This window comes from Ferrovibrio sp. (assembly GCF_002796975.1).
In the GTDB taxonomy this organism is placed as follows: Bacteria; Pseudomonadota; Alphaproteobacteria; order Ferrovibrionales; family Ferrovibrionaceae; genus Ferrovibrio.
The window spans coordinates 145984-166668 of the sequence record NZ_PEKV01000005.1; the positions used below are offsets into that span (position 1 = coordinate 145984).

Genomic DNA, 20685 nt, shown 5'->3' on the forward strand with positions numbered 1-20685 from the left:
GTTCAGAGATAGCTGCGCTTCGACGTGCCGTCGGCGCGATAGGAAAAACGTGTGGTGAAACGATGGGCGTGGCCGGGATACCAGAGCACGGCGCTCGACACGATCTGGGCGCCGGCCCAGGTGCGGCGCCGCAGGCGCAGGCAGGGTTCGCTGGCCGACATCTTCAGCAGCTTGCGGATACGGGCATCCGCCATCGCCGCTTCGACGATATGCTCCACCTCGGTGGCGGGTGCCGATCGCATCAGGAATTCGTTCGGGGTCTGGATGGTGAAATCGACATCCAGATAACCCGGCGCGGTGGCAGGATTGACGAAACGGTCTTCCACCTGCAGCGGGATGCCGTCGGCCATATGCACCAGCACGGAATGATAGATGCCGGCCTGCGCATTGAGGCCCAGTTCGCGCGCCATCTCGGGGGTGGCGCGTTCGGTCCGCAGCAGTTCGACGCGGGCGGTATGGCGCTGGCCGCGTTCGGCGATTTCCTCGGCGATGTTGCGCAATTCGACCAGATTGAAGATCGGGCGCTTCTCGGCAACAAACGTTCCCGTACCCTGCACCCGCACGACCAGGCCTTCATGGGTCAGTTCACGTAACGCCCGGTTCACCGTCATGCGGCTGACCTTGAGTTGCCTGACCAGGGCGCTTTCCGACGGCACCTGATCGCCGGCGCGCCAGTCGCCCGCTTCAATATGCCTGACGATGAATTCCTTGACGCGGCGATAGCGCGGCGTCGGTCCGGTCTGCGAGACGGCGGCTGGCCCGGGCATCGGTTTTCCCTGTGTCTGGCCCTGTGGTTCTGGCCCGACCAGTATAGGTTCAATTGTATATACAAGTCCAGCCGGGCAAGGCCTCGCCTGACCCGGCGAATCTGTGTAAAACCCCTGAAACTCCAGCCGGAATGTGACGTCAGCAGTGAACCAGGCGATGGCCCCTACGGTGACCCCGACCATCACGGTGGTGACCGTGACCCATTTCAGCGAGCGCGTCATCGGCGAGTTTCTGGCGCATATGCCGCCCGGCTGTCCGCTCGTCGTCACCGACAATGCCAGCCGGGATTCCACGCGCGACATCATCTATCGCGATGTGCCCGACGCGACCCTGATCGCCAACGAGATCGGCCGCGGTTTCGGCAATGCCGCCAACCAAGGTCTGGCGCAGGCGCGGGACTGCGACTTCGTGCTGCTGGTCAATCCCGATGCCAAGCTGCGCCCCGATTGCCTGGATCGACTGCTGGCGGCAGCCGAACGTTATCCGCAGGCCGGCGTGCTGGCGCCGGCTTTGCGCACCCCGGCCGGCGACTGGGAAGTGTCGCATGATGTCGACATGTTCCGCCGCGCTGAAATGGCATCAAAGCGCATCGATCCTGAGCCAGAAGGCGATATCTCGGCTGGCTATGTTTCCGGCGCCGCCATGCTGGTGCGCCGCGCGGCGCTGGATGCGGTGCAGGGCTTCGATCCGGCGATCTTCCTCTATTACGAAGACGATGATTTCTGCATCCGGCTGCGTCGTGCGGGCTGGCAGCTGATTCGCGTGGCGGATGCCGTGACCGACCATGTCGGCGGCGGCTCGATCAAGCGCAGCTGGGACAAGCACTGGGAAAAATTCTGGCATATGGCGTGGTCGCGGCTGTATATCGAACAGAAATACAAAGGGCGGGATGCCATGTGGCGGATCGCCCTGCCGGCCTTGCTGAAGTTCGGCCTGAAGGCGCCGTTTTATCTGCTGACCGATTTTCGCAATAAGGGCCTGCGGGATGCCGGCCGGTTCTGTGGCACGCTGGCCTATCTGATGGGGATGAAATCGCGATGAAGGCTGTCATCCTGGCAGGTGGTTACGGCACCCGCATCACCGAGGAAAGCGTGCTGCGACCCAAGCCGATGGTGGAAATCGGCGGGCGGCCGATCCTGTGGCATATCATGAAAATCTATGCTGCCCACGGCATTACCGATTTCATCATCTGCCTTGGCTACAAGGGCTATGTGATCAAGGAGTACTTCGCCAACTATGTGCTGCATGCCGCCGATGTCACCATCGATCTGGCGCAGAACAAGCTGGAATACCTGAGCGGCGCGCCTGAGCCGTGGAAGGTGACGCTGGTGGAAACCGGCGAGGCGACCGAAACCGGCGGCCGGCTCAAGCGCGTGACGCGCTGGCTGCAGGACGACGACACCTTCTGCCTGACTTACGGCGACGGCGTTTCCGATATCGATATCACTGCTTCGCTGGCCTTCCACCGCCAGCATGGCAAGCTCGCCACCATGGCGGCGGTGACACCGCCGGGCCGCTTCGGCGCGCTGACCATGGATGCGGACAGCGTGACCGGCTTCCGCGAGAAGCCGCGTGGCGATGGCGGCCTGATCAACGGCGGCTTCTTCGTGCTGTCGCGCAAGGTGCTGGACTATGTCGCCGACGACAAGACCGTCTGGGAGCGAGATCCGCTGGAGAAGCTGGCCGCCGAAGGCCAGTTGCAGGCCTTCCGGCACGACGGATTCTGGCAGCCGATGGATACGGTGCGCGAACGCATGGTGCTTGAGTCGCTGTGGAGCAGCGGCAAGGCGCCGTGGAAGACCTGGGCCTGAGGCGCATGGCCGTCAGCGGTGATTTCTGGCGCGGTCGCCGCGTTCTGCTGACCGGCCATACGGGTTTCAAGGGCGCCTGGGCGGCGCGCTGGCTGCATCGGCTCAGCGCGCAGGTCTATGGCTTTGCCCTGCCGCCTGACACCGAGCCCAGCCTGCATGCGCTGCTGAAGACGCCACTGGCTGGTGAAACGCTGGCCGATCTGCGCGACGCGGGTGTCGTCGAGGCGGCGCTGGCAGAGGCGCGACCCGAGATCGTGCTGCATTTCGCCGCCCAGGCTCTGGTGCCGGCCAGCTATCGCGATCCGGTCGGCACCTGGACCAGCAATGTGATCGGCACGATCCATCTGCTGGAAGCAATGCGCCGCCATCCGCATCCGTTGACGGCCGTGATCGTCACCACGGACAAGGTCTATGCCAATAACGAAAGCGGCGCGGCCTTCCCCGAAACCGCGCCGCTGGGCGGCGACGATCCTTACTCGGCATCGAAAGCCGCGACCGAGATCGCCGTACACAGCTGGATGAAGAGCTTCTTTGCCGGCCGTCATCGCGTCGGCACGGCGCGCGCCGGCAATGTGATCGGTGGCGGAGACTGGTCGGCCGACCGGCTGATCCCCGATATCGTGCGCGCCGCGCAGAAGCAGGATAGCGTTATCCTGCGCCGGCCTGAAGCGACCCGGCCGTGGCAGCATGTGCTCGATCCGGTGCATGGCTACCTGCGCTACGCCGAAGCGCTGCATGCAGGAAAGCCTGGCCTGCCGGAGAGCCTGAATTTCGGTCCGCTGAAGGACCAGCGCATCACCGTCGGCACCATCGCGACAGACCTGACCAAAGCCTTCGGCGCCCCGGCCTGGCGGCATGAACCGCAGCAGGAGATCGGCGAGAAGGGTGTGCTGGCGCTGGATGCGCGTCTGGCCGCGCAAAGCCTGAACTGGCAGCCGCGCTTCACCACGCAGGCCGCGCTGGATGCCACCGTGACATGGTATCGTGACTGGATGGCCGGTGCGGATGCCGCGGTACTGACCGACCGCCAGATTGCCGCTTTCGAGGATGGGTTATGAGTGGGTGTCGTTTCTGTCATCAGCCGCTGACGCGCAGTTTCGTCGATCTTGGGCTGCAGCCGCTGGCCAACTCCTATGTGCCGCTGGCGAAGGCCGGCCAGCCGGAACCGCGCTATCCGCTGCATGCCCGCGTCTGCGACGGCTGCCTGCTGGTGCAGGTGGATCACGACGTGCCGGCGGAAGCGATCTTTTCCGACTATGCCTATTTCTCGTCCTATGCCACCAGCTGGGTCGAGCATGCCCGCCGCTATGCGCAGGCAATGACCGAGCGGTTCAGGTTGGGGCCGCAGTCGCTGGTGGTCGAGGTGGCCAGCAACGACGGCTATCTGCTGCAGCATTTCAAGGCCGCCGGCATCGGCGTGCTGGGCGTCGAGCCCGCGGCCAATGTCGCCGCGGTGGCCGAACAGAAGGGCATTCCGTCTGAAGTCGCGTTCTTCAATCGCGAGACGGCGCAGCGCCTGCGCGATGCCGGCAAGGCGGCCGACCTGATGGCCGCCAACAACGTGATGGCGCATGTGCCGGAACTGAACCAGTTCATCTCCGGCTTCACCGTGCTGCTGAAGCCGCAGGGCGTGCTGACGGTGGAATTCCCGCATCTGCTGAACCTGATCGGGCAGGTGCAGTTCGACACGATCTACCACGAGCATTATTCCTATCTGTCGCTGCTGGCGGCGGAGAAGATTTTTGCCGCCCACGGGCTGCGGGTCTTCGATGTCGAGGAGCTGCCGACCCATGGCGGTTCGCTGCGGCTTTATGTCTGCCATCGCCATGCGGATCACACCGATACGGTGGGGCTCGCGCGGGTGCGCAAGAAGGAAGCTGCGGCCGGCCTCGATACGCTGGCGGCCTATGACGATTTCGCGCCAAGGGTGAAAGCTGTGCGCGACGAGCTGCGCGGCTTTCTCACCGCGACGAAAACCGACGGCAAAAAGGTCTGCGCCTATGGCGCGGCGGCCAAGGGCAATACGCTGCTGAATTACTGCGGTGTCACGGCACAGGATATCGCCGCGGCCTATGACAAGAATCCGCACAAGCAGCAGCATCTGCTGCCGGGCTCGCAGATTCCGATCCGCGGGCCGGAAGCGATTGCCGAAGACCGGCCGGATTATCTGCTGATCCTGCCGTGGAACCTGAAAAACGAGATCGCGGCAGAGCAGGCGCAGGTTCGCGGCTGGAACGGGCATTTCGTCATCGCCATTCCGCAGCTGCAGATTTTCTGACCATGCAGATCGCAGCAACCGACTTCGAAGGATTGTTCACGGTCGAGACCGCGCCAAGCCGCGACGAGCGCGGTTATTTCCATCGCCTGCATGATGCCGAAGCTTTCAAGGCCGCCGGCATCGACTTCACGCCGCGCCAGGGTGGGCTGAGCCACAATGCGAAGCGCGGCACCCTGCGCGGCCTGCATTTCCAGAAAGCCCCGGTGCGGCAGGCCAAACTGGTACGCTGCCTGCGCGGTGCGATTTTCGATGTCGTGGTCGACATACGGCCCGGTTCGGCCACGCGCGGGCGCTCGTTCTCGGTCGAACTAAGCGCCGGCAACAGCCGCGCGCTGTTTGTGCCGGATGGTTTTGCGCATGGTTTCCTGACGCTGACCGACGAGGCCGACGTGCTGTATGAGCTGAGCGAAGGCGAGCAGCCCGGCTGCGCCGGCGGATTGCGGTGGAACGATCCGGCACTCGGCATCGCCTGGCCCTTCGCGCCGCTGGTGATCAATGCCCGCGATGCGGCCTGGCCGGATTACGCGCCATGAGCGGCTGGCGGCGCCTGCGGGAAAAGCTGGGCCTGCGCCAAGCCGAAGGCTGGCCGGCGCATGTCAGCGTCGGGCGTCATACCTATGGCCTGTCGAAACGCAATTTCGTGCAGCCGCATGCCTCAGCCGCGATTTCAGTCGGTGCTTACTGTTCCATCGGGCCGGAGGTGCTGATCTTCGGCCGTGCCGATCATCCGACCGGGCTGATCTCCACCTATCCGTTTCGCACCATGCTGCTGCATCCTGACGCCGGCAATGCCGATGCCGTCACCAAAGGCCCGGTGCGGATCGGCAATGACGTGTGGATCGGCGCGCGCGCCATGATCCTGTCCGGTGTCACTGTGGGGGATGGTGCGATCATTGCGGCCGGTGCGGTGGTGGCGCGCGACGTGCCGGCCTATGGCATCGTCGCCGGCAATCCGGCAAAACTGATCAGGCATCGCTTCGCGCCGGAAGTTGTAGCCGCCCTGCTGGACATCCGCTGGTGGAACTGGCCGGATGAGAAGATCCGCAGCTTCGAGGCCGAGTTCTACGGCCCGATCGAAGCTTTCGTCGCCAAGGCAAAAAACTAGGCCAGCCTCTCACGCAGGAAATCTTCCAGCCGGTGCTGCGGCTGCCAGCCCGGCGGTGGCGTGCCGCCCTTCCAGGTCTGCATCACCTCGCCGTCGCGGTAGGCGCGCGCGCCCCAGTTGGCCTTCAGATTCTCCCCGCCATTCGCTATGATCAGCTCGGCCAGGGCCCGGATGGTCAGCGGCCGCTTCGAGGACAGCACGTAATGCGCCGGATGCGACGCGCCGTTATGCAGGCCGCGTGCGGCTGCCGCCAGTCCGGCGACGGCATCGTCGATATGCAGCAGGTCGATCTCCTGCTCGCCGGGGCTGAGATTGATAGGCGTGCCGCTTTTCGCAGCCGCGATCAGCTGCGCCAGCAGCTTATTGCGCGTATCGCCCGGGCCGTAGGTGTCGAACAGCAGCACATTGGCCACAGGAAGCCCGGCGCGGCGGTCGAAATAGACCAGCAGATCCTCGAAGGCCTGCTTGCTGGCGGCATAGAGCGAGGCCGGCATATAGTCGCCGCGGCTGTTGAGCTGCGAGGCTGTGCCGGTATTGACGAAAGCCTTGCAGCCGCTGCGCGCTGCCGCATCGGCAAACTGCGCGGCGAAGCCGAGATTGGCCGCGATCAGCGCCGGGATGGCGTCGGGCGCCGTGTCATGTGCGTAACGCGTGGCGAGATGGAAGCAGGTCTGCGGCTGCAGCCGTTGCAGCAGGTCGCCCAGCATGGCTGGCTCGGCGATACGATGCACCGTCGCCGGCAAATCCCCGGCCTGCGAGTCCGGGCGCGCCAGCACATGCACGGTCTCGCCTGCCTCGGCGAGCTGCCGTACCAGATGCCGGCCGATAAAGCCGGTGCCGCCGGATACCACGATGGTCATGGCGGATGCTTAGCGGTTTTCCGGTGACGGGAAAAGCGGTTTGAGGCTCACGGCTCCGGCCAGGCGCGCAGCGCCGGGCGCATCTGTTCGTAGATATGCGACAGGCGCAGCACGCCGGCATCGTCAAAGCGCCGGCCGACGATCTGCAGCCCGATCGGCAGGCCGTCCTTGTCATAGCCGGCGCAGATCGAGGCGGCCGGCTGTTCCGACTGATTGAACGGCGCGGTGAAGCGGATGTGCTCGGACTTGAACTGCGGATCGTTGCCGGGCGCGGCTTCCTCGGCATCGTAGGCGGTGATCGGCGAGGTCGGGCTGATCACATAATCGAACGGCAGCGTAGCGGCCACGGTGGCTTCGCGCAGGGCAAAGACCTGGCCCAGCGCACGCATGACCTCGACAGCCGTGTAGTCTTTCGCCATGCTGCACCATCTGGCGATATAGGGCAGCACCTTGGCCTGCCGCTCCGGCGGCATCGCCGCGAAATCGGTATAGGCGCGCGCCTGGAAGAAGGTGTTCAGCCCGTCGGCCATCGCCTGGGTCATAAAGGGCTTCACCGGCTCGATCCGCGCGCCGGCGGATTCGAACAGCATGGCTGCCTGTTCCACGGCCTTGCGCACGGCAGGTTGCACGGCCAGGCCGAGGCCGGCATCCAGCAGCAGGCCGATCTTCAGGCCCTTTACCTCGCCGTCGAGCAGCTTGGGGTAATCGCGCTCATCGAAGGGCAGCGACATGTAATCGCGGCCGTCGGGCAGGGTGAGGTGGTTCATCAGCATGGCGCTGTCCATCACCGTGCGGGTCATCGGCCCGGTGACGCGGCCGAGATAAGGCGGGTTGATCGGGATGCGGCCGAGGCTGGGCTTGAGCGCGAAGATGCCGTTATACGCGGCCGGCAGGCGTACCGAACCGCCGATATCGGTGCCGAGCGCCAGCGGGCCGTAACCGGCCGCAATCGCCGCGCCGGCGCCCGAGGACGAGCCGGCGGTGTTGCGCTTGAGATTCCAGGGATTGCGCGTGGTGCCGTGCAGGCTGGAAACACCGGAGGCCAGCATGCCGAAATCCGGCATCGTGGTCTTGCCGAGGAAGACGCAGCCGGCCTCGCGCACGCGGGCCGCCGGCGGCGCATCCACCGTGCTCGGCGTCAGGATGGCAGCGGCGGTGCCGATGGGCGTCGGCACGCCCTTGCTGGCGACATTCTCCTTCAGCGTGATCGGCACGCCATCCAGCGGGCTGAGCTGCTGGCCCTTGCGCCAGCGCTGCTCGGAGGCTTTTGCCTGCGCCAGCGCGCCCTCGGTATCGATAAGATACATCGCGTTGATCTTCGGCTCCCAGGCCGCGATGCGCTTCAGTGCCGCTTTCGTAGCCTCAACCGGGGAGATCGCACCGGTGCGGTAGCCCATCCAGAGATCATGGGCGCTCAGGTCATGCAGCTCGGTCATGCGGTCCTCCCTGCGAAACGGTTTTCAGCCGGCCCGTTCGGCTTCCAGCCAGTGGCGGCCGGGCAGGGCGGCAAAAAGCTGTTGGGTATACTCGTGCTGCGGCGCCGCAAACAGGCGTGCCGTTTCGTCGAATTCCACGATCCTGCCGTGCTGCATCACCGCAATGCGGTCGCACAGCCGTGCGGCGACGCGCAGATCGTGGGTGATGAACAGGATGGCGATGCCGAACTGGTCGCGGATGCTTTCCAGCAGGTCGAGTACCTGCGCCTGCACCGAGACGTCGAGCGCGGAGACGGCTTCGTCGGCGACCAGGATTTCCGGTTCCATGGCCAGCGCGCGGGCAATCGCCAGGCGCTGGCGCTGGCCGCCGGAGAACTGGTGCGGATAGCGGTCGAGCGCATTGACGTCGATGCCGACGATCCTGAGCAGCTTGCGCGCGCGTTCCATCGCTTCGTCGCGCGGCGTGCCGTAATTCAGCGGGCCTTCGATGATCGACTGCGCCACGGTACGGCGCGGATTAAGCGAGCGATACGGATCCTGGAACACCACCTGGATGCGGCGGCGGAAGGGATGCAGCTGCCGCACGCTCAGCTTGGCGATGTCGGTGTCATCCAGCAGAACCTTGCCGCCGGTCGGATCGATCAGGCGGGCGACGCAGCGGGCCGCGGTCGACTTGCCTGACCCGGATTCGCCGACGATGCCGAGCGTCTGGCCCTTGTAGAGCTTGAGTTCGATGCCATCGACGGCGCGCACTTCGCGCACGCCCTTGAACATGCTGCGGGTGACGTAGAGCTTGCTGAGATCCTGTGCCTTCAGCACCGGCTCGGCGGTGATCGGTGTGGCCGTGCGCGGCTTGAGCCGTGGCACGGCATCGATCAGCATCTTCGTGTAATCATGTTGCGGCCGGTACAGCACGTCGTCGGTCTGGCCGGCTTCCACCACCTCGCCGTATCGCATCACCACAACGCGGTCGGCAATATCGGCGACGACGCCGAAATCATGGGTGATGAACAGCACGCCGGTACCGCGCGTCTGCTGCAACTCGCGCAGCAGCAGCAGGATCTGCGCCTGCGTCGTCACGTCCAGCGCCGTGGTCGGCTCGTCGGCGATCAGCAGCGCGGGTTCCAAGGCGAGCGCCATGGCGATCATCACGCGCTGGCGCTGGCCGCCCGACAGCTGGTGCGGATAGGCATTCATCAGCCGCGCCGGATCGGGCAGATGCACATCGGTGAACAGCTGCTGCACGCGCTCCTCGGCGCTGACGCCGTTGCCCTTCCATTTATGCGCCTTCAGCAGTTCGATCACCTGGTCGCCGACGCGATGCACCGGATTGAGCGCTGTCATCGGCTCCTGGAAGATCATCGACATGCGGCTGCCGCGCAGATCGCGCAGGCGGGATTTTGAAGCCTTGCGCAGATCTTCGCCTTCGAGCCGGATATCGCCGCTGACGATGGGGAGGCTGCCCAGCCCCATCACGGTGCTGGCGGTGACCGATTTTCCCGAGCCTGACTCGCCGACCAGGCAGACGATCTCGCCCGGCATCACATCGAAACTGACGTTCTGGACGGCCAGGCTGCGGTCACCGCCCTGGGGCAGGGCGACCGAGAGGTTCCTGACGCTGAGGATGGGCGCGGTCATGTCTTTACGCCCCCAAACGCTTCTTCATGCGCGGATCGAGCGTGTCGCGCAGGCCGTCGCCGAGGATGTTGACCGCCAGGATGGTGACGGCGAGGAAGCCGCCGGGGAACAGGATGATCCACGGTGCGCGCTGAAACACGGCGCGACCCTCGGCGATGATGTTGCCCCAGGTGGGAATTTCCGGCGGCAGGCCCGCACCCAGGAAGCTGAGGATCGATTCCACCAGAATGGCGGAGGCACAGATATATGTGCCCTGCACGATCAGCGGCGCGATGGTGTTGGGCAGGATGTGTTTGATCAGGATTTTCACCGTCGGGGTGCCGAGGCCGACGGCAGCTTCCACGTAAGGTTCCTCGCGGATCGACAGCACCACGCCGCGTACCAGCCGTGCCACGCGCGGGATTTCCGGAATGACGATGGCGATGATCACGGTGAGCAGCGACGCACCGCTCAGGGACACCAGTGCAATGGCCAGCAGGATGCCGGGGATGGCCATCAGGCCGTCCATGGTGCGCATGACGGGCCCATCCAGCCAGCGGATGTAACCGGCGGTCAGACCGATGGCGAGGCCGATGGAGATGGCGATTATTGCCACCACGGCACTGACCAGCAGAGAGACGCGGCCGCCATGCACGACGCGGGTCCATACGTCGCGGCCCAGCATGTCGGTGCCCATCAGGAATTCGTCGGATGGAAATTTCAGGCGGAAGCGCGGTGCAATCGCTTGTGGATCATATTGGGTCAGCAGCGGCGCGAGGATCGAAACGGCCAGCAGCAGCAGCAGGATTGATCCGCCGATCAGGACGGACGGATTGCGGAAGGCGGAATGGCCGAACAGGTTTCGCATCAAAAGTATCAGTACCGGATTCTGGGGTCGAGCAGCACATAGGCGATGTCGATCGCCAGGTTGATCAGGACATAGATTCCCGAGAACAACAGGATGACGCCCTGGATGATCGGATAATCGCGGGCCAGCACTGCATCCACCACCAGTCGGCCGATGCCGGGGATGTTGAACACGGTTTCGGTAATGACCACGCCGCCGATCAGCAGCGCAAAGCCGATGCCGATCACCGAGACGATGGGGATGGCGGCATTGCGCAGCGCATGTTTCACCAGCACCACGTGATCTTTCAGGCCCTTGGCGTGGGCAGTGCGGATGTAGTCCTCCCCCAGCACATCCAGCATGGCGGCGCGGGTGATGCGGGCGAAGAGCGCGATATAAATGAAGCTCAGTCCAATGGTGGGCAGCGTGATGCGGGCGGCAAAGGCCGGCAGTCCCTCGCTCAGGGAGGCAAAGCCCTGGACCGGCAGCAGATCGAGCTTCATGGAAAAGACGAAGATCAGCACATAGCCGAGCACGAAGACCGGGACCGAAAAGCCGGCCACCGAGAGGGCCATGATGCCGCGATCGAGCCAGCTGCCCTGTTTCCAGGCAGCCAGGATGCCCATCGGCACGGCGACGATGATGGCGAATATCAATGTGCACAGCGCGAGCGACAGGGTCGGCTCGACGCGCTGCGCGATCAGGGTCGTGACAGGCTGCTTGGAGAGCACCGACCTGCCCAGGTCGCCCTGCACAAGCTGGCCGAACCAGGTGATGAACTGCTCGGGGATCGGGCGGTCGAGGCCGAGGTCGGCACGAATGGCGGCAATCGTTTCAATCGTGGCCGTATCGCCGGCAAGGATGGCGGCGGGATCTCCGGGGCTGAGGCGCAGCAGCAGGAAAACGAAAATGGCTACCACCCCCATGACGGGGATGGCAGCCATCAGACGTGACAAAACAAGACGAAGCATGGAATCGTTTTACGCAACAATTATGCCATGCAGCCTTATTTCTTTTCGATGTTCCACAGGGCGAGCGCCGGGGTCGGCAGCGCGCCCACCACGTTGCTGCGCAAGGCGCTGACCTGGTGGTATTCGCCCAGCGGGATGTAGAGAACCTGTTCATAGGCGCGCTTCTGCACGGCCTCGGCCAGCTTCTTCTGCTTGGCCGGATCGGTTTCACGCGCGTAGTCGTCACGCAGCTTCTCGATGACCGCATCTTCGGTCCAGCCGAAGAAGCCGCCCTGCTTGCCCAGGCCCTTCACGCCGGCATTGGCGATCGGGTTCATCATGTCGGCCGTACCCCAGGCGGTGTGGAAGATATGCCAGCCGCCCTGATCGATCGGATCCGTCTTGGCACGGCGGCCGACCAGCGTCTGCCAGTCCATCGACTGCATTTCGATGTTCATGCCGATGGCCTTCAGCGCCGGTGTGGTCACCAGCGGAAGCTGGCTGATGCTGTTTAGGTCAGTCGGCGCCATGATGACGATCTTCTCGCCCTTGTAGCCGCTTTCCGCCAGCATCTTCTTGGCCTTGGCCAGGTCCGGCTTCTTGACGCCGACGGCACCGGCATCGGTCGCCAGCGGGGTCGAGCAGCCGAAGAAGGCGCCGCAGACGTTGTAGTATTCAGGATTGCCGATCTGGGCGGCCAGATAATCTTCCTGATAGATCGCATGCAGGATCGCCTGACGCACTTTCACGTTGTCCAGCGGCGGCTGCAGCCAGTTCATGCGCAGCATGTAGTTCATGCCCAGCGGCAGCAGATCCTTGATGACGACGTCTTTCGACTTCTTCAGTTCCGGCAGCAGGTCGTAAGACGCCTGCTCAATCATGTCGATTTCGCCCTTGAGGATCGCGTTGGTCGCGGTCTGGGCGTCGCTCATGGTGATCCACTCGACGCGGTCCACCTTTACGACCTTGCCGCCCGACAGGTTGCTGGCCGGCTCCGAACGCGGCTTGTAGTCCGGGTTCTTCTCGTAAACCACCTTCACGCCGGGCTGGAATTCCGACTTGACCATACGGAAGGGACCGGAGCCGATTTCATCGGGCACATTCTTGTTCGCTGGGGTATCGGCCATCGCCTTCGGCATGATGAACGGCACCTGCGAACTGGGCTTGCCCAGCGAGTCGAGCACCAGGCCATAGGGCTCCTTCAGCACCAGCTGGAAGGTCTTGTCGTTCACCGCCTTCCATTCCTTGGTGTAGCTGAACAGCTTCTGGCCCATCGCGTCGTTCGTGCCCCAGCGGGCAAGCGAGGCGATGACGTCAGCCGAGGTGACCGGCGCGCCATTGTGGAATTTCAGGCCATCGCGCAGCGTGAAGGTATAGGTCAGCTTGTCGCCGCTGACCTCATATTTATCCACCATCTGCGGCTTTACGGCCATTTTGTCGTCCACGCCGAACAGCGTGTCGTAGATCATGTAGCCATGGTTGCGCGAGATGAAGGCGGTGGTGATGATCGGGTCGGTGATGCGCAGGCCCGAATGCGGCACCATCCTGAAGGTCTTCTTGTCCTGGGCAACCGCATCCGAAGCGGCGCCGGCCAGCAGGCCAAGCCCGATGCTCAGGCCGATAGCGGATACGAGCATATGGAATCGACGCGAACGCATAGCACTCCCCCTTGTTATTGTATGATCGCTAATGAAAGCTGATCACGGCCGGTGGGCCTCGGTCAAGAAAAGTTTGCCGCTGCGCCGGGCAGTTGCGTCTCTGCCGTTTCGCTGTGCAGCATGCCTGTTCTGTAGTGCCCGCCAGCATAACCGGGGGACATTGGTCCATGTCGGTGGTCGTTATCGGCGCCCGACATCGGGCTTTGTTCACCAGTCTGAACCTTAGCAATGGGGATCTGGTTCGATGAAAGTGTTCATTGCCTGTCTGGGCACGGAAACCAATACCTTCTCGCCGCTGCCGACGGCGGAAGCCGGCTTCCGCGAGTGGATGCTGTATCGCGGCGATGCAACCAGACGACCGGAAAACCTGTTCTCGGCCCCGTTGCATGTCTGGCGTCGTGCTGCCGAAGCGCAGCAGGCCGAGGTGGCGGAAAGCCTGTCGGCCTTCGCCCAGCCGGCCGGCGTGACGGTGCGCAAGGTCTATGAAGGCTTTCGCGACGAAATCCTGACCGACCTGAAAGCCGCCATGCCGGTCGACATGGTGCTGCTCAGCCTGCATGGCGCGATGGTGGCGGATGGCTACGATGATTGCGAAGGCGACCTGCTGGAAAAGATTCGCGCCATCGTCGGACCGGAAGCGGCGGTCGGCGCCGAACTCGACCTGCATTGCTCGATCACGGAAAAGATGCTGACCAGCGCCGATGCGCTGATCACCTTCAAGGAATATCCGCATACCGACAGCAAGGAGCGCGCGCAGGAACTCTACGATATCCTGCTGGCGAAACAGCAGGGCGCGGCCAACCCGGTGATGGCGGTGTTCGACACCCGGATGATCAACCTCTGGCGCACGCCGGTCGAGCCGATGACCGGTTTTGTGCGCGAGATGCAGGCGCAGGAAGGCAAAGACGGCATTCTCTCGGTGTCGTTCGCGCATGGTTTCCCGATGCAGGACGTGCCCGATGCCACGGCGAAGATGATCGTGATCGCCGATGGCGATGCAGCGAAGGCTGCTGCCGTGGCGGAGCATCTTGGCAGGAAAATCTGGGGCCTGCGCGAGCAGACCGCGACGCAGAACCTGAGCATCGATGCAGCGCTCGATCGCGCCACGTCATCGGCGGCAAAACGCCCGGTGGTGCTGGCCGACGTCACCGACAATCCGGGCGGCGGTGCGCCCGGCGATGCCACCTTCATCCTGCGCCGCATCCTCGAACGCAAAATCCAGAATGTCGCCAGCGGGCTCTACTGGGATCCGATGGCGGTGCGTTTCTGCTGCGATGCCGGCGAGGGCGCCACGCTCGATCTGCGCATTGGCGGCAAATGTGGCGTGACCTCGGGCGATCCGCTCGACCTCAGCGTCACGGTGAAACGCATCCTGAAGGATGCCATGCAGCCGGCGCTGAGCGGCGACGTGCCGATCGGCGATGCCGTCTGGGTGCAAACAGAAGGCGGTGTCGATCTGGTGCTGATGTCGACCCGCACGCAGACTTTCCATCCCGGCGCCTTCGCGCAGTTCGGCATCGACCTGACATCGAAGGCGATGGTCGTGGTGAAGTCGACCCAGCATTTCCATGCTGGTTTCGCGCCGATGGCCGGCGAGATCCTGCATGTGCAGGCACCCGGCGCGATGCGCTCGGATTTTGCCGAGATTCCGTTCCAGAAGGTACGCGGGCCTTACTGGCCGCGCGTCGCCGATCCCTTCGTTGCCGAATAAACCCAGGCCGAATAAACACAGAGAGTGTCCATGTCCTCGAATCTGAATCGTACGCTGCAGTTCAAAAAGTCCGCCGCCAGCAGCCGTCGTGGTGTTGTTGCTGCGCAAAACCAGAAGGCCGCCGATATCGGCGCCGAGGTGCTGCGCAATGGCGGCAATGCCATCGATGCCGCTGTCGCCACCTCCTTTGCGCTTGGGGTGCTGGAGCCATGGATGAGCGGCGTTGGCGGGATCGGCTATCTGCAGGTCTGGGATGCCAAGAAGAAAAAGGCGCATGTGATCAACTTCAGCGCGGTCAGCGCCTCGAAGCTCGATCCGGCCGATTATCCGCTGAAAGGCGGCGTGGACGACAGCATGTTCGGCTGGCCCATGGTGGTCGAGGATCGCAACATCTACGGCTATTCCTCGATGGCGGTGCCGGGGCAGGTCGATGGTCTGCGGCTGGCGCATGAAACCTTCGGCACGCGCAACTGGGCAGAACTGCTGGCGCCGGCCGTCGGCCTTGCCGAACGCGGCATGGAGGTCGACTGGTTCCTCAGCCTGCAGGTCACCAATGGGGCGCGCCATCTGGCCAAATCGCTGGCAGCCAAAGCGGTGTTCCTGGCCGATGGTCTCCCGCCCACCGCCGAGGCTGGCGGCTATCTGAAGAATGACGCGCTGCTTGCCACCCTGCGGCGCATCGCCAGTGCCGGCGGTCGCGATTATTACGAGGGCGAGCTGGCAAAAAGCATTGCCGCCGATCTGGCCAAAGGCGGTTCGAAGATTTCCGCCGACGACCTGAAGGCCTACAAGGCGCAACTAGTCGAGCCGCTGCGCTACGACTATCACGGCAAGACGCTGCTGCTGCCGCCCTATCTCACCGCCGGGCCTTCTTTACGCGATGCTTTCGAAGTGGCCGGGCCGAAGATCGACAAGACTCTCTCTGCGCAGAGTTACATTGCCTATATCGAAGGGCTGACGGCCGCCTACGAAAAGCGGCTGGCCGGCATGGGCGATACCGACAACGGCAAGAGCTGTACCAGCCATTTCTGCGTGGTCGACGGCGAGGGCAACATGGCGGCGGTGACCCAGACGCTGCTGGCCGCCTTCGGCAGCTCCACCATGCTGCCTGACAGCGGCATCATCATGAATAACGGCATGATGTGGTTCGATACCCGCCCCAATCAGCCGAATTCCATCGGCGCCGGCAAGCGGCCGCTGTGCAACATGCTGCCGACCCTGGTGCTGGACGGCGGCCGGCCCTGGCTGGCGACCGGCGCCTCGGGCGGCCGCCGCATCATGCCGGCGATCATGCAGATCCTGTCTTTCCTGATCGACTACAAGCTGCCGCTGGAAGCCGCTTTCCACCAGCCGCGCATCGACGCCAGCATCATGGGCCAGCCTTGGTACGACCCGCAGCACGCCGCCGATGTGCAGGCGGCGATCAGGGCGCGCTTCCCCGGCGCGGTGGCGAAACGCCGCGATCCGCTGCCGCTGAACTATGCCTGCCCCAGCGCGGTGATGTTCGATGCGGATGGCGAGTGCAGCGGCATGGTCGAGATCGCGCAGCCCTGGGCCAGCGTCTCGGCGGCATAAGTATTGGTTTCTTATGGGAAATTTCAACGGGGTTGCCTCAAAACCGCTGCCGCCGTATATCCCCGCCCGCCAACTGTTTTGGCAGGAGCCCTCATGGACCGACTGCGCCTCGAAGGATTTGCCTATCTTGCCGGCTTTATCGCCTGCGTGCCGATGGCGAACTGGCTGATCGGCAATGTCGGCACCGTCTGCATCCCGCAGGGGCCCTGTCTCATTCCGGTCGCGCCTTTTGGCATGACCGCGCCGAGCGGCGTGCTGATGATCGGTCTCGCGCTGGTGCTGCGCGACCTGGTGCAGCGCCGGCTGGGCAAGGGCTGGGCGCTGGCGGCGATTGTGGCGGGCGCCGCACTGTCCGGTTTCGTGGCGCCGCCGGCTTTGGTGATCGCCTCCGTGGCCGCCTTCTTGTTGTCGGAACTGGCCGACTTTGCCGTCTATACGCCGCTGCAGAAGCGCGGCCTGATCCGCGCCGTGATTCTCTCCAGCCTGGTCGGGCTTTGCATCGACTCAGTGGCCTTCCTCTATCTCGCCTTCGGCAGCCTCGACTATCTGGGTGGCCAGATCCTCGGCAAGGCCTGGATGGTGCTGCTGAGCATCCCGGCGATCCGCCTGCTGCGCCTGCGCGACGAGCGGCAGGGGATTGCGGCGGCGTAAGCGCATCCTGTGTCATGCCCGGGCTTGACCCGGGCATCCCATTAAATGGGACTCGCGGGTCAAGCCCGCGAGTGACAAGCGAAGTTACTTTTCTTTCCCCGCCTTCATTTCTTGAATCGCCTTCAGCCAGTAATCGGCATCCTCATACTGCGTCGGATCGGGTATGCCTGAGAGATGGAAAGCCTCGCGGCGTTCGACGCAGGTGCCGCAGCGCCCGCAATGCATCTCGCCGCCCTTGTAGCAGCTCCAGGTCAGATCGAACGGCACGCCGAGCCGCGCGCCTTCGGCGACGATGCCGGCCTTGTCGGTGGCGGTGAAGGGCGAATACAGCTCCACGTTCCACAGGTCTTCCAGCGCACGATCCTGCATGGCGCGGAAGGCGTCGATGAAGCCGGGCCGGCAGTCGGGATAGATGAAATGGTCGCCGCCATGCACGGCGATGCCGACCGCATCGGCCTTGGCGCCCGCTGCAATCCCGAAGGCGATGCTCAGCATGATGGCATTGCGGTTCGGCACCACGGTGGACTTCATATTGTCCTGTGCGTAATGCCCGTCGGGCACCGCCTCGCCGCCGGAGATCAGCGATGATGAAGTGAGGAACTGGCCCAGCGCGGTGATGTCGATCACGTCATGCCGCACATCGAGTGCGGCGGCAATGCGCGCGGCATGTTCGATCTCGCGGCGATGGCGCTGGCCGTAGTCGAAAGAAATGAGGCGGTCGAGCTTGCGCTCGACCGCCACTTTGTAGGCGAGGGTGGCAGAATCAATCCCACCCGAGCAGAGAACAACGACGCCCGTCATGCCACCGCCAGCTTCGCCGCCTTGCGGCGCCGCAGCTGCAGCACCACTACGACGGCCAGCAGCGCAAAGGCCGGGATGTAGAACAGGTGTTTGCTGGGGCGATCGGCGGGCAGCAGCACATGCTCGATGGTGAAACCGCTTTCCAGGCCGACGCGCTTGGCGCCGGACCCGAACTTGATCGCGCCGATCTGCATCTTGTCGCCCATCGGAGTCAGCATCAGGCCGGCATCGGCCAGACGCTTGCGGCCTTCGCCCGGCGCGGCCAGCGGCAGGCTGATCGTCTTGGTGACATCTTCGCCTTCCAGTGTGGTGCCGGCGACGACGAAGAGGATGCGGCCATCTGTGGGCAGGCGGGCGGCGATGTCGTAGACCTGCGCCGCGGGTGCCTGGACATAGGGCTCATAGAACTTGTCCATGAAATACCCCGGCCGGAACATGGCAAAGCAGACCAGCAGCAGCGCGGCCGATTCCCAGAGTTTGCTGCGCGTGAGGAACCAACCCATGGTCCCGGCCGAGAACAGCAGGATGGCAATGGTAGAGATCACGACCACGACCGTGGCCTCAAGGCCATGGTCTATATCGATCAGCAGCAGCTGTGGATTGAAGATGAAGACAAACGGCAGCACGGCGGTGCGCATCGAATAGACGGTGCCCTGCAGGCCGGTCTTGATCGGATCCTCACCGGAAATGGCCGCCGCCGCAAAGGAGGCCAGGCCCACCGGCGGCGTCACGTCGGCCATGATGCCGAAGTAGAACACGAACATATGCACGGCGATCAGCGGAATGGCGAGGCCGGCCTGCGCACCCAGTTCCACGATCACGGGTGCCATCAATGTGGCGACCAGGATGTAGTTGGCGGTGGTCGGAATGCCCATGCCGAGGATCAGGCAGATGAAGGCGGTCAGGAACAGCATGATCATGACATTGCCGCCCGACAGGAACTCGACGAAGTCGGTCATCATCAGGCCCATGCCGGTCAGCGTCACGGTGCCGACCACGATACCGGCAGTCGCGGTGGCGATGCCGATGCCGATCATGTTGCGGGCGCCGAGGTTGAAGCCGTCAACCAGGTCGGCGAGCCCCAGTTTGGTGGCAGCGGCGAACTCGCGACCACCGCGGAAGAAAGCGATGATCGGGCGCTGCGTCACCACGATGGCCATCACGGAAGCCGTGGCCCAGAAGGCCGACAGGCCCGGCGACATTTCCTCCACCATCAGGCACCACAGCAGCACGATGATCGGCAGCGTGAAATGCAGGCCGGTGCGGGCCACGGCCCAGGCTTCGGGGACCTTGATGTTGGGGTTGCTGGCATCGTCGAGTTCCAGATCAGGGAACTTCGCGGCATACCACAGCGACATCAGGTACAGGCCGATGCCGCCGATGGCGAGCAGCCAGGGCGCAGCGGCACCGAATACCGCCTGGATGCCGAGCACCGCATAGTAAAGGCCGCAGATGAAGGCGACAGTGCCGCTCCAGCCGAGCAGCTGGCGCAGCCAGAATTCGCGGCGCGGGCGCTTCACGGCGCGCTCCAGCGGCTTGGAATTGATCATCTGCGCTTCGAGGTCGACGATGTAGAACAGCGCGATATAGGAAATCACCGCCGGCAGGAAGGCATGCTTGACGATATCGGAATAGGGCAAGCCGACATATTCCGTCATCAGGAAGGCGGCGGCGCCCATCACCGGCGGCATGATCTGGCCGTTCACGGAAGACGCCGTTTCGATGGCGCCGGCCTTGATGCCAGAGAGGCCCGTGCGCTTCATCATCGGGATGGTGAAGATGCCGCCCGAGACGACGTTGGAGACCGACGAGCCGGAAACCACGCCGTTCAGCGCCGAGGAAACAACCGCCACCTTGGCGGGACCGCCGCGCAGATGACCGAGCAATGCTACTGAAATCTGCATCATCCAGTTGCCGCCGCCGGCTTTCTCCAGCAGCGAGCCGAACAGCACGAAGAGGAAGACGAAACCGGCCGAGACGCCGAGCGCCACGCCGAAGACGCCTTCGGTGGTCAGCCACTGGTGCTGCAGGAATTTGGTGAGCGAGGCGCCCTTGTGCTGGATCACATCCGGCATCCAGGGGCCAGCGAAGGTGAAGATGATGAAGACGACGGCGACGATCACCATCGGCGGGCCGAGTGCGCGGCGGGTGGCTTCGAGCAGCAGCACAAAACCGATACCGGCGATCACAAGGTCGAACAGGATCGGTTGGCCCGGGCGTGTCGCCAGCTCGCGATAGAACAGGAAAAGATAGGAGGCAGCGAAAGCGCCAACGAGCGCGAAGATCCAGTCCAGCAGCGGAATGTAGTCGCGCGGCGAGCGCCGGAAGGCCGGATAGCAGGTGAAGGCCAGGAAGATCGAGAAGCCGAGATGGATGGCGCGCGCTTCGGTGTCGTTGAGGATGAAGACGCCAAACAGGAAGGGCAGCGGCGAGGCATACCAGACCTGGAATGCAGACCATGCGACAGCGACAACCAGAATGATCTTTGCAACCAGGCCCTGCGGGTCACGGCCGCCGAGATCGGCTTCCTTGACGAGTTCCTGCAGTTCCTGCTCGGTAGCGGGTCGAGTGGTGGTGCTGGCGGTCATGGTGATCCCCCGGGAAATTCGAAATGTCT

18 protein-coding genes are annotated in these 20685 nt (G+C 63.9%); 9 read left to right on the forward strand and 9 right to left on the reverse strand.

The window, feature by feature from the left end:
• Positions 1–2: 2 nt before the first annotated feature.
• The gene (gene hutC, locus CTR53_RS05645; RefSeq protein WP_290809857.1) at positions 3–767 is read right to left on the reverse strand and encodes a histidine utilization repressor; all 765 of its coding nucleotides are present in this window, start codon (positions 765–767) and stop codon (positions 3–5) included.
• Positions 768–924: 157 nt separating this feature from the next.
• Here hutC and CTR53_RS05650 point away from each other — a divergent pair, with 157 nt between their 5' ends.
• The 6 genes from CTR53_RS05650 to CTR53_RS05675 are packed head-to-tail and all read left to right on the forward strand — an operon-like array spanning position 925 to position 5962.
• Positions 925–1809 carry a glycosyltransferase family 2 protein gene (locus tag CTR53_RS05650; RefSeq protein WP_290809859.1) on the forward strand — a complete coding sequence of 295 codons (885 nt, stop codon included), beginning with the start codon at positions 925–927 and terminating at the stop codon, positions 1807–1809.
• Positions 1806–2579 (forward strand): glucose-1-phosphate cytidylyltransferase, encoded by a 774-nt coding sequence (gene rfbF / locus CTR53_RS05655; RefSeq protein WP_290809861.1) that lies wholly within the window; start codon positions 1806–1808, stop codon positions 2577–2579. The genes CTR53_RS05650 and rfbF overlap by 4 nt, the downstream gene beginning before the upstream one ends.
• Positions 2580–2584: 5 nt before the next feature.
• Positions 2585–3637, forward strand: coding sequence for a CDP-glucose 4,6-dehydratase (rfbG, locus tag CTR53_RS05660; RefSeq protein ID WP_290809863.1), 1053 nt, complete (start codon positions 2585–2587; stop codon positions 3635–3637).
• Positions 3634–4857, forward strand: coding sequence for a class I SAM-dependent methyltransferase (locus CTR53_RS05665; RefSeq protein ID WP_290809865.1), 1224 nt, complete (start codon positions 3634–3636; stop codon positions 4855–4857). The genes rfbG and CTR53_RS05665 overlap by 4 nt, the downstream gene beginning before the upstream one ends.
• Positions 4858–4859: 2 nt before the next feature.
• Complete coding sequence (locus tag CTR53_RS05670; protein WP_290809867.1) at positions 4860–5390, forward strand: dTDP-4-dehydrorhamnose 3,5-epimerase family protein; 531 nt, start codon at positions 4860–4862, stop codon at positions 5388–5390.
• Positions 5387–5962: a CatB-related O-acetyltransferase gene (locus tag CTR53_RS05675; protein ID WP_290809869.1), complete on the forward strand. Its 576-nt coding sequence runs from the start codon at positions 5387–5389 to the stop codon at positions 5960–5962. The genes CTR53_RS05670 and CTR53_RS05675 overlap by 4 nt, the downstream gene beginning before the upstream one ends.
• Here the strand turns inward: CTR53_RS05675 and CTR53_RS05680 are convergent.
• From CTR53_RS05680 to CTR53_RS05705, 6 genes are read right to left on the reverse strand one after another with little or no spacing between them, the layout of a single operon-like run.
• The gene (locus CTR53_RS05680) at positions 5959–6822 is read right to left on the reverse strand and encodes an NAD(P)-dependent oxidoreductase (protein WP_290809871.1); all 864 of its coding nucleotides are present in this window, start codon (positions 6820–6822) and stop codon (positions 5959–5961) included. The two genes, CTR53_RS05675 and CTR53_RS05680, sit on opposite strands and share 4 nt — an antisense overlap.
• 47 nt (positions 6823–6869) lie before the next feature.
• Positions 6870–8258: an amidase gene (locus tag CTR53_RS05685; RefSeq protein WP_290809873.1), complete on the reverse strand. Its 1389-nt coding sequence runs from the start codon at positions 8256–8258 to the stop codon at positions 6870–6872.
• Positions 8259–8282: 24 nt separating this feature from the next.
• On the reverse strand, positions 8283–9896 hold the full coding sequence (locus CTR53_RS05690; protein ID WP_290809875.1) for an ABC transporter ATP-binding protein: 1614 nt from the start codon (positions 9894–9896) through the stop codon (positions 8283–8285).
• 4 nt (positions 9897–9900) lie between these two features.
• Positions 9901–10743: an ABC transporter permease gene (locus tag CTR53_RS05695; RefSeq protein WP_290809877.1), complete on the reverse strand. Its 843-nt coding sequence runs from the start codon at positions 10741–10743 to the stop codon at positions 9901–9903.
• An 8-nt stretch (positions 10744–10751) separates the two neighbouring features.
• The gene (locus tag CTR53_RS05700) at positions 10752–11693 is read right to left on the reverse strand and encodes an ABC transporter permease (RefSeq protein WP_290809879.1); all 942 of its coding nucleotides are present in this window, start codon (positions 11691–11693) and stop codon (positions 10752–10754) included.
• A 35-nt stretch (positions 11694–11728) separates the two neighbouring features.
• Positions 11729–13330 (reverse strand): ABC transporter substrate-binding protein, encoded by a 1602-nt coding sequence (locus tag CTR53_RS05705; protein ID WP_290809881.1) that lies wholly within the window; start codon positions 13328–13330, stop codon positions 11729–11731.
• Positions 13331–13574: 244 nt separating this feature from the next.
• Between CTR53_RS05705 and CTR53_RS05710 the strand changes: the two genes are divergently transcribed.
• The 3 genes from CTR53_RS05710 (at position 13575) to CTR53_RS05720 (ending at position 17267) form a co-directional block, all read left to right on the forward strand.
• Complete coding sequence (locus tag CTR53_RS05710) at positions 13575–15041, forward strand: M81 family metallopeptidase (RefSeq protein ID WP_290809883.1); 1467 nt, start codon at positions 13575–13577, stop codon at positions 15039–15041.
• Positions 15042–15071: 30 nt separating this feature from the next.
• Positions 15072–16616 carry a gamma-glutamyltransferase family protein gene (locus CTR53_RS05715; protein ID WP_290809885.1) on the forward strand — a complete coding sequence of 515 codons (1545 nt, stop codon included), beginning with the start codon at positions 15072–15074 and terminating at the stop codon, positions 16614–16616.
• Positions 16617–16709: 93 nt separating this feature from the next.
• Complete coding sequence (locus CTR53_RS05720; protein WP_290809887.1) at positions 16710–17267, forward strand: VUT family protein; 558 nt, start codon at positions 16710–16712, stop codon at positions 17265–17267.
• A gap of 84 nt (positions 17268–17351) precedes the next feature.
• Here the strand turns inward: CTR53_RS05720 and queC are convergent, their stop codons facing one another.
• Positions 17352–18068 carry a 7-cyano-7-deazaguanine synthase QueC gene (gene queC, locus CTR53_RS05725; protein ID WP_290809889.1) on the reverse strand — a complete coding sequence of 239 codons (717 nt, stop codon included), beginning with the start codon at positions 18066–18068 and terminating at the stop codon, positions 17352–17354.
• Positions 18065–20656, reverse strand: coding sequence for a TRAP transporter permease (locus CTR53_RS05730; RefSeq protein ID WP_290809891.1), 2592 nt, complete (start codon positions 20654–20656; stop codon positions 18065–18067). Before CTR53_RS05730 ends, queC begins: the two co-directional genes overlap by 4 nt.
• Positions 20657–20685 lie beyond the last annotated feature (29 nt).

Coding starts and splice junctions, on each gene's coding strand:
- CTR53_RS05705 (WP_290809881.1), bottom strand. CDS start 13,330: ATGCGTTCGCGTCGATTCCATATGCTCGTATCCGCTATCGGCCTGAGC.
- CTR53_RS05680 (WP_290809871.1), bottom strand. CDS start 6,822: ATGACCATCGTGGTATCCGGCGGCACCGGCTTTATCGGCCGGCATCTG.
- CTR53_RS05690 (WP_290809875.1), bottom strand. CDS start 9,896: ATGACCGCGCCCATCCTCAGCGTCAGGAACCTCTCGGTCGCCCTGCCC.
- CTR53_RS05650 (WP_290809859.1), top strand. CDS start 925: ATGGCCCCTACGGTGACCCCGACCATCACGGTGGTGACCGTGACCCAT.
- CTR53_RS05685 (WP_290809873.1), bottom strand. CDS start 8,258: ATGACCGAGCTGCATGACCTGAGCGCCCATGATCTCTGGATGGGCTAC.
- rfbG (WP_290809863.1), top strand. CDS start 2,585: ATGGCCGTCAGCGGTGATTTCTGGCGCGGTCGCCGCGTTCTGCTGACC.
- CTR53_RS05675 (WP_290809869.1), top strand. CDS start 5,387: ATGAGCGGCTGGCGGCGCCTGCGGGAAAAGCTGGGCCTGCGCCAAGCC.
- CTR53_RS05720 (WP_290809887.1), top strand. CDS start 16,710: ATGGACCGACTGCGCCTCGAAGGATTTGCCTATCTTGCCGGCTTTATC.
- CTR53_RS05715 (WP_290809885.1), top strand. CDS start 15,072: ATGTCCTCGAATCTGAATCGTACGCTGCAGTTCAAAAAGTCCGCCGCC.
- hutC (WP_290809857.1), bottom strand. CDS start 767: ATGCCCGGGCCAGCCGCCGTCTCGCAGACCGGACCGACGCCGCGCTAT.
- CTR53_RS05695 (WP_290809877.1), bottom strand. CDS start 10,743: ATGCGAAACCTGTTCGGCCATTCCGCCTTCCGCAATCCGTCCGTCCTG.
- CTR53_RS05710 (WP_290809883.1), top strand. CDS start 13,575: ATGAAAGTGTTCATTGCCTGTCTGGGCACGGAAACCAATACCTTCTCG.
- rfbF (WP_290809861.1), top strand. CDS start 1,806: ATGAAGGCTGTCATCCTGGCAGGTGGTTACGGCACCCGCATCACCGAG.
- queC (WP_290809889.1), bottom strand. CDS start 18,068: ATGACGGGCGTCGTTGTTCTCTGCTCGGGTGGGATTGATTCTGCCACC.
- CTR53_RS05700 (WP_290809879.1), bottom strand. CDS start 11,693: ATGCTTCGTCTTGTTTTGTCACGTCTGATGGCTGCCATCCCCGTCATG.
- CTR53_RS05730 (WP_290809891.1), bottom strand. CDS start 20,656: ATGACCGCCAGCACCACCACTCGACCCGCTACCGAGCAGGAACTGCAG.
- CTR53_RS05670 (WP_290809867.1), top strand. CDS start 4,860: ATGCAGATCGCAGCAACCGACTTCGAAGGATTGTTCACGGTCGAGACC.
- CTR53_RS05665 (WP_290809865.1), top strand. CDS start 3,634: ATGAGTGGGTGTCGTTTCTGTCATCAGCCGCTGACGCGCAGTTTCGTC.